Raw genomic sequence first — 255 nt, forward strand, 5'->3', positions numbered from 1 at the left:
TGACTTTGGCCTCGGTGCGCAGCTTCTGCACCAGGGTCGCCACGTCCGGGACTTTCACGCCGGCCGAGCGCTTGGCCGGCTCGGTGACCTTCAGGGTCTTCAGGCGCGGGCTCACGTCGACGCCCAGGTCTTCCGGCTTGACGGTTTCCAGCGGCTTCTTCTTGGCCTTCATGATGTTCGGCAGCGTCACGTAGCGCGGCTCGTTCAGGCGCAGGTCGGTGGTGACGATGGCCGGCAGGTTCAGGCTGACCGTTT

General features: G+C 65.5%; 1 protein-coding gene. It reads right to left on the reverse strand.

Annotated features, from left to right (window positions below):
- Nucleotides 1-255, reverse strand: a 255-nt coding sequence (locus tag LE190_RS22350; RefSeq protein ID WP_439847505.1) for an electron transfer flavoprotein subunit beta/FixA family protein, incomplete at both ends; no start/stop codon positions are given.

This window comes from Massilia hydrophila (assembly GCF_020208145.1).
Classification (GTDB): domain Bacteria; phylum Pseudomonadota; class Gammaproteobacteria; order Burkholderiales; family Burkholderiaceae_D; genus Telluria; species Telluria hydrophila.